Origin of the sequence: Actinomyces polynesiensis (assembly GCF_000820725.1) — a bacterium.
GTDB lineage: Bacteria > Actinomycetota > Actinomycetes > Actinomycetales > Actinomycetaceae > Pauljensenia > Pauljensenia polynesiensis.
Genome location: NZ_CCXH01000130.1, coordinates 1 through 6,592, shown reverse-complemented (window position 1 = coordinate 6,592; position 6,592 = coordinate 1). Strand labels below are relative to the sequence as shown.

Genomic DNA, 6,592 nt, shown 5'->3' with positions numbered 1-6,592 from the left:
GGGCGCACGAACTCCGTCGCCAAGGAGTTCGACCGTGTCTGCGCCGTCCTCGACGACCTCGGGTTCCTCGAGGGGGAGCACGTCACCCACGCCGGGGAGCAGCTCCGCAGCGTCTTCGGTGAGCGTGACCTCACCGTCGTGGAGGCGGTCCGTTCGGGTGCCTGGGACGGCTTGGACGCGGCGGAGCTCGCCGCCGTCGCCTCGACCTGTGTCTTCGAGGCGCGCTCCGAGCACGAGCCCGACATGGACCTGCCCGGGGGAACGGGCGGGCGACTGGCCCGCGCATGGGCACTGACCCTGCGGGCCCAGGACCGCGTGGCCGCTGCCGAGGAACGGGCCGGTGCCACCCCCACACCCGCTGCGGAACCCGGGCTGATGACCGCCGTGCACGCGTGGGCGAGCGGATCCTCACTCGCCACGGCCCTGGCCACGGCCGACCTGCAGGGAGGCGACTTCGTGCGCTGGGTCCGCCAGGTGATGGACCTCCTCGACCAGCTCAGACGCCTCGACCGAGCCGGTCTGGCACGTCGGGCCGTGGAGGCGCGTGACCTGCTGGTCCGCGGTGTCGTCGCGTGGTCGGTGGTGTGAACATGGCGCAGTCGCCCTCGTCGGTCCCCACTCCCTCGCGCGCCTGGCCGGGCCGCCCGCACCCCGCCGCCCGCCGCGACGTCCCCCCGGGCGGGGCCGGTGCACAGGACGCGGGGATCCTCGGGCCCCTGCCCCCCCTGCGGCGGTGGCGGGACTACCTCTGCCTGGCGCTGGCGGCCGTGGGGACCTGGGCGTCCTTCCCGGACGTGAACTGGTGGTTCCTGCTCGTGCCCTCCCTCGCGCTGCTCGTCTCCGTCATCGACCGGGTGGGGGCGTGGCGCGCCACCTGGTACGCGGCGCTGTACGCGTTGGCGTTCTGGATGGCCCACATCGAGTGGGTCCTGATCGCCACGGGATCGTGGATGCCCTGGGTCGCGCTGTCCCTCACGCAGGTCATCGCCCTCGCGCTGTGGGCCTGGACGGTGTCGGTGGCGAGGGTGTGGCGCTGGACTCGCACCGTGTGGGGCCAGGCGCTGGTCCTCGGTGTCACCTGGGTCGGCATCGAGCAGCTCCGGTCGCGCGTGCCCTTCGGGGGCTTCGCCTGGGCCAACATCTCCTACGCCCAGGTCGACGCGCCCCTGGGGCACCTCGCACCGTGGGGCGGAGAGGTCCTCGTGTCCTTCCTCGCCGTGGTCGCCGCGGTGCTGCTGCGCCGCTCCGTGTCCCTGGTCCCCGCCCACGAGGGCGACCACTGGTGGGGGAGACCCACGGCCCTGGTCGGTGCGCTCGCCGTCCTCGTCCTGCCGCTGGCGGTCACCCTGCCGACCTCGCAGGAGGCGGGGTCGATGAGCGTCGGCGTGGTGCAGGGCAATGTCGAGATCCCCGGGGACCGGACCTTCTCCGTGCCCAACAGGGTCACCGGCAACCACGCGAGGGTCACCCACGAGTTGGCGGCCTCCGGCCGTCCCGTCGACCTGGTGGTGTGGGGGGAGAACTCCGCGGACCTGGACCCCAGGACGCACCCCGCCACGGCGCGACTCATCGCGGACGCGGTGGACGAGGTCGGGGCACCGACGGTGGTCGGGTTCGTGGAGTACGGGGAGTCCACCCGCACCAACTGGGTGGGGCTGTGGTACCCGGGCCGGACGGAACCCGCGGCCCAGCTCTACGGCAAGCAGCACCCCGTCCCCTTCGGGGAGTACATCCCCTGGCGCCGCTTCGTCTCCTCCCTCGCCTCGGAGACCGCGCAGGTCTCCGTCGACATGGTGTCGGTGGACAACCCGGGCCTGCTCAGCGTGGACCTGGAGGACGGCCGCACCGTGCCGATGGCGGTGGGCATCTGCTTCGAGGTGGCCTACGAGCCGCTGATCTCGGAGGGGGTGCGCATGGGTGGTGAGATCATCGTGATCCCAACGAACAATTACCACTTCCGCTACTCCGCGGAGTCGACCCAGCAGGCCCAGATGCTGCGGTTCCGGGCGATGGAGTTCTCGCGCTCCGCCGTCCAGGCCTCCACGAACGGTGTGTCGGTGGTGGTGCGCCCCGACGGGTCGGTGGTCGCCGCGACGGACAAGCAGGTGGCGGACTTCCTGGTCGCGGACGTCCCGCTGCGCACCTCGCTCACCCCGGCGGCGAGACTGGCGGACTTCCCGGCCTGGTGCGCCATCGTGGCCACCGTGCTGATGGGGACCGGCTCCACAGGGGCCGCACTCGCGGTGCGGAACAGGTCACGGGTGCACGGACGGAAGGCAGGGACACGGTCATGACGCACTGGTCGCCGAGGATCCTCGTGGTGGTCCCGACCTACGACGAGATCCAGTCGCTGCCCGGGGTCGTGGACCGGCTGCACCGGTCCCTGCCGGAGGCCGAGGTCCTCGTCGTGGACGACTCCTCGCCCGACGGGACGGGTGGGTGGGTCCGCTCCCGGGCACAGGTGGACCCCCGTGTCCACCTGCTCGAACGCCCCTCGAAGTCCGGCCTGGGAGGTGCCTACGTGCAGGGGCTGGGCTGGGGGCTGGACGCCGGCTACGACGTCCTCGTCCAGATGGACGCCGACGGCTCCCACCGCCCCGAGCAGGTGGCGAGACTCGTGGCGCGCCTGGACGGACCGGACCGCCCGGACCTCGCCATCGGGTCGCGGTGGGTCACCGGGGGAGAGGTGGTCGGGTGGTCGCGCTCCCGCGAGTTGCTCTCCCGGGCGGGGAACCTCTACATCCGGGCGATGCTCGGACTGGGGGTGCACGACGCGACCGCCGGGTTCCGTGCTCACCGCGCCCCGTTCCTGGCCGCATCGGGGATCCTCGACACCGTCGGGGCAGCCGGGTACGGGTTCCAGGTGGAGATGACGTCGGCAGCCGTGCGGGCGGGGGCTGCGGTGGTCGAGGTGCCGATCAGCTTCGACGAACGCCGGCTCGGAGTCTCCAAGCTCAGCGGTGAGATCTTCTGGGAGGAGCTGGGTCTGGTGACACGGCAGGGCCTGGCACGCTGGACGGGGCGTGCCGGACGGGACAGGGACGGCCGGTGACGAGTGAGCCGGTGCCACCGTGGATCGGTGACACCGGCTCGTGCGTCTGGCGGGGGAACGGGTCGCTCAGCTCTTGCGGTAGGAGCCCTCGGGGCGCAGGCGCCCCTCACGCAGCAGGGTCAACTGCTCGGTGAGGACCTGGTCGAGCTCCTCGATGGAACGGCGTTCCCGGAGCATGTCCCAGTGCGTGCGCACGGGCTTGGCCGCCTTGGCGTCCTCCTCCTCGGGCACGTCGCCGACGATCTCGGCGGTCGCCCCGCACTTGCACTCCCAGGTGGCGGGAGGCGTGGCCTCGGTGGCGAAGGGGATCTCGAACTCGTGGCCGTTGGGGCACAGGTACTTGGCCGTGAAGCGGTCGGCGAAGACGACACCCTCCTCGGACTCCATCGACTTGGCGCCGATCTGCATGCCGCGAAGCGCGCGGTCTGCCATGGGTTCCTCCTCAGGATTGGTGACACTGTCCCAAACGTCCAGATCCTAGCGGATATTCCCATCCGTCACCCCCTCGTGCCCGCCTCCGGGTGGGCTCTGGCACAATGCGCAGGTGGACGTGGACGGATTCTGGGACCAGCTGCTGGACCACCTGGGGCGATCACTGGTCGCCGGCCAGACGGCCGATGACGTGTGGGTGCTCGCAGGCGTCGTCCTCGGCCTGCTCCTCGTGCTGACGCCGCTGTGGCGTCTGACGCGCACGGCGGTGACCGTCGTCCACGAGCTCGGGCATGCCCTGGTGGGCGTCCTGTGCGGACGTCGCTTCACGGGGTTGGTCATCAACCCGGACATGTCCGGCCACACCGTGACCCGCGGGCGCGGCAGGGGCCCGGGTCTGGTGGCGACCTCGGCAGCGGGCTATCCTGCGCCCTTCGTCTGTGGAGCGGCCCTGGTCGTGGCCGTCGGGGCGGGACGCACGGGCGTCGTCCTGCTCCTCGCGATCGTGGCACTGCTGGTGGGGCTGCTCAGGTCCCGGTCCGTGTACACGGTGGTCGTGATGCTGGCGCTGCTCGTCGGGACGGTCGCGCTGTGGTGGTGGGGCGCACCGGACCTCGGCACCGCCGTGGTCACCGCCACCGGTGTCCTGGGGCTTGCGGGTGGGTGGAGGCAGTTGCTCAACGTCGCCGTCAACGGGGACCGCCGTCAGGACCCCGGCGTGCTGGCTGCCATGACGCGGATCCCTGCGGCTCTGTGGATTCTTGCCTTCGCGGTCATCGGTGCTGCCGCGACCTGGTGGGCAGTCCGGGTCCTGGTCGCCCCGGTGACAGCTGCGATCAACTGATCGCCAGTCGAGCGAAGGGGTGACCTCCTCGGAACCGGACGCGCACCGCGGCCTTCCCATGGGAGGACGGAATTCATCCGTGATCCGATAATGTACATTATGTCAGATTAGAGGGGGAACAGCGCCGGGTGTCCTCCCCCTGCGGTTCGTGGTCCCTCCCCGGTTGGTCTCCTCCTGCGCGGTTCCGGGATGTCCCCGGATCTCTCCTGGGGACGAGGACCCGGGCCGGGCGTCCCGTCGGACCCCTCCGGATGGCGGCGGCTCCCACCGGGCCCACCACGACGGAATGCCCCAGACTGGTGCCATGGAGCAACAGCTGCACTTCCTCACACTTGCCACTCCTGACCTCGACGCATCTCGGCGGTTCTACCGCGACGGGCTCGGGTGGACGCCCCTGCACGACGAGCCCGGTGAGATCGTCTTCTTCCAGGTCGCCCCCGGTCTCGTCCTGGGGTTCTTCGACGCCGACAAGTTCGGGCGGGACCTGGAAGCCGGCGTGGCTGACACGGGAGTGTCCGCTGCGCACGGTGTCTCCGGAGTGACCCTGTCGCACAACGTCCCGCGCCGGGAGGACGTGGCACCGACCCTCGCGGCCCTGGAGGCAGCCGGTGGCACCCTCGTCAAGGCCGCCCAGGACGGCGACTTCGGCGGGATCTTCCACGGACACGTGGCCGACCCGAACGGAGTCCTGTGGGAGGTGGCGCACAACCCCGCGTGGCACGTCGACGAGGACGACACGGTCTCCTTCGTGTAGCGGGCTGGGTGCGACCACTCCCCCGGTTGACGACGAGGAGGCAAGTTCTGACACGGATCGTGTGCGAACTTGCCGTCTCGTCGGAAGGTGTTCCCGGCGGCGAAATCGGGTGGGCCTGTGACCTGCGGAAACGCGTGGGGTGTGTGTGCTCCCGCTGCGGGGTGGGTGACGAGGAGGCAAGTTCTGACAGGGTTCGTGTGCGAACTTGCCGTCTCGTCGGAGGGTGTTCCCGGCGGCGAGCTCGGGTGGGCCTGTGACCTGCGGAAACGCGTGGGGTGTGTATGCTCCGGCACCGGGGTGGGTGACGAGGAGGCAAGTTCTGACACGGATCGTGTGCGAACTTGCCGTCCCGTCGGAGGACGTCATCGCGAGCAGGCGCGTCAGGGCGCCACCCGAGCAGGTGCGTGGGCGCGATCCCGTGGCCTGCGCGTTGGTCGACGTGCCCCGGCCACCCACCGACTACCCTCGGAGGCATGAGACTCGGTGTGGACTTCGGCACGACTCGCACCACCGCCGCCCAGGTGGACCGGGGGAACTACCCCGTCATCGCCTTCGACGACGAGGGCGGTGACGTGCAGGAGTTCGTCCCCTCCATCGCGGCGCTGGACGGCGACCGCCTGGTGTACGGTTCCGAGGCGCAACGCCTCGCCCTCGAGGGTGCACCCCACCTGCGTTCCTTCAAGCGGCTGCTCGCCGACCCGGACGTCACCCCTGCCACGACCGTGCGTCTGGGGAACAGGGACGTCAACCTCCTGCGTCTGGTGACGGGATTCCTGGCCCACGTCGGCGACATGGTCAGGACGGGCTCCTCCGTCTCCGAGGTTCCCGCCGACGAACCGCTCGAGGCAGTCATCGGGATCCCGGCGCATGCCTACTCCGCCCAGAGGTTCCTCACCCTCGAGGCCTTCAGGGCCGCCGGGTTCGAGGTCCTCGCGATGGTCAACGAACCCTCGGCCGCGGGCTTCGAGTACACCCATCGCCACGCTGCCACCATCAACTCACGCCGTCGCCGTGTCCTGGTCTACGACCTCGGGGGCGGCACCTTCGACGTCTCGCTCGTCTCCGTGGACGGCACCAGCCACGAGGTCCTGGGCTCGCGCGGCAACAACCTCCTCGGCGGCGACGACTTCGACGAGGTCCTGGCGGGCCTCGCCGCCGCCGGGGCCGGCACCTCCCGGGCGGAGCTCGGCGAGGTCGCGTGGCAGGGACTGGTCGACGCGGCCCGGACCGCGAAGGAGTCCCTGAACCCACGCAGCCGGTGGATCACCCTCGAGGTCGAGGACCACCCCGTGTCCGTGGACGTCGCCCGGTACTACGAGGCCGTGGACCCGCTGATCGCCTCGACGATCACCACCATGGAACCGTTGATGGAGGACCTGGGCGACGGGGCGAGTGCCCTGGCGGCCGACGTGGCGGGCCTCTACGTGGTCGGTGGCGGCTCGGAGCTCCCGGCGATCGCCCGGCAACTGCGCAGCCGCTACGGACGGCGCGTGCACCGCTCTCCCCACAGTGC

General features: G+C 71.0%; 6 protein-coding genes and 1 pseudogene. 6 read left to right on the top strand and 1 reads right to left on the bottom strand.

The window, feature by feature from the left end:
• The 3 genes and pseudogenes from TA90_RS06125 to TA90_RS06115 all read left to right on the top strand — a co-directional run.
• Positions 1-588, top strand: a pseudogene (locus TA90_RS06125) (DEAD/DEAH box helicase); the annotation flags it as partial.
• Between the two features lie 2 nt (positions 589-590).
• Positions 591-2,294, top strand: coding sequence for an apolipoprotein N-acyltransferase (gene lnt, locus TA90_RS06120; RefSeq protein WP_082031521.1), 1,704 nt, complete (start codon positions 591-593; stop codon positions 2,292-2,294).
• Positions 2,291-3,052, top strand: a complete 762-nt coding sequence (locus TA90_RS06115; protein WP_043535139.1) for a polyprenol monophosphomannose synthase — start codon at positions 2,291-2,293, stop codon at positions 3,050-3,052. Before lnt ends, TA90_RS06115 begins: the two co-directional genes overlap by 4 nt.
• A gap of 66 nt (positions 3,053-3,118) precedes the next feature.
• Here TA90_RS06115 and TA90_RS06110 read toward each other — a convergent pair whose 3' ends face one another.
• Entirely contained in the window at positions 3,119-3,484 is a 366-nt protein-coding gene (locus TA90_RS06110; protein WP_043535137.1) for an RNA polymerase-binding protein RbpA, read from the bottom strand.
• 112 nt (positions 3,485-3,596) lie between these two features.
• Here TA90_RS06110 and TA90_RS06105 point away from each other — a divergent pair, with 112 nt between their 5' ends.
• The 3 genes from TA90_RS06105 to TA90_RS06095 all read left to right on the top strand — a co-directional run.
• Entirely contained in the window at positions 3,597-4,325 is a 729-nt protein-coding gene (locus tag TA90_RS06105) for a M50 family metallopeptidase (protein ID WP_197067860.1), read from the top strand.
• 304 nt (positions 4,326-4,629) lie between these two features.
• The gene (locus TA90_RS06100; protein ID WP_043535144.1) at positions 4,630-5,079 is read left to right on the top strand and encodes a VOC family protein; all 450 of its coding nucleotides are present in this window, start codon (positions 4,630-4,632) and stop codon (positions 5,077-5,079) included.
• A 473-nt stretch (positions 5,080-5,552) separates the two neighbouring features.
• A partial coding sequence (locus TA90_RS06095; protein WP_043535142.1) for an Hsp70 family protein occupies positions 5,553-6,592 on the top strand: 1,040 nt, incomplete at its 3' end.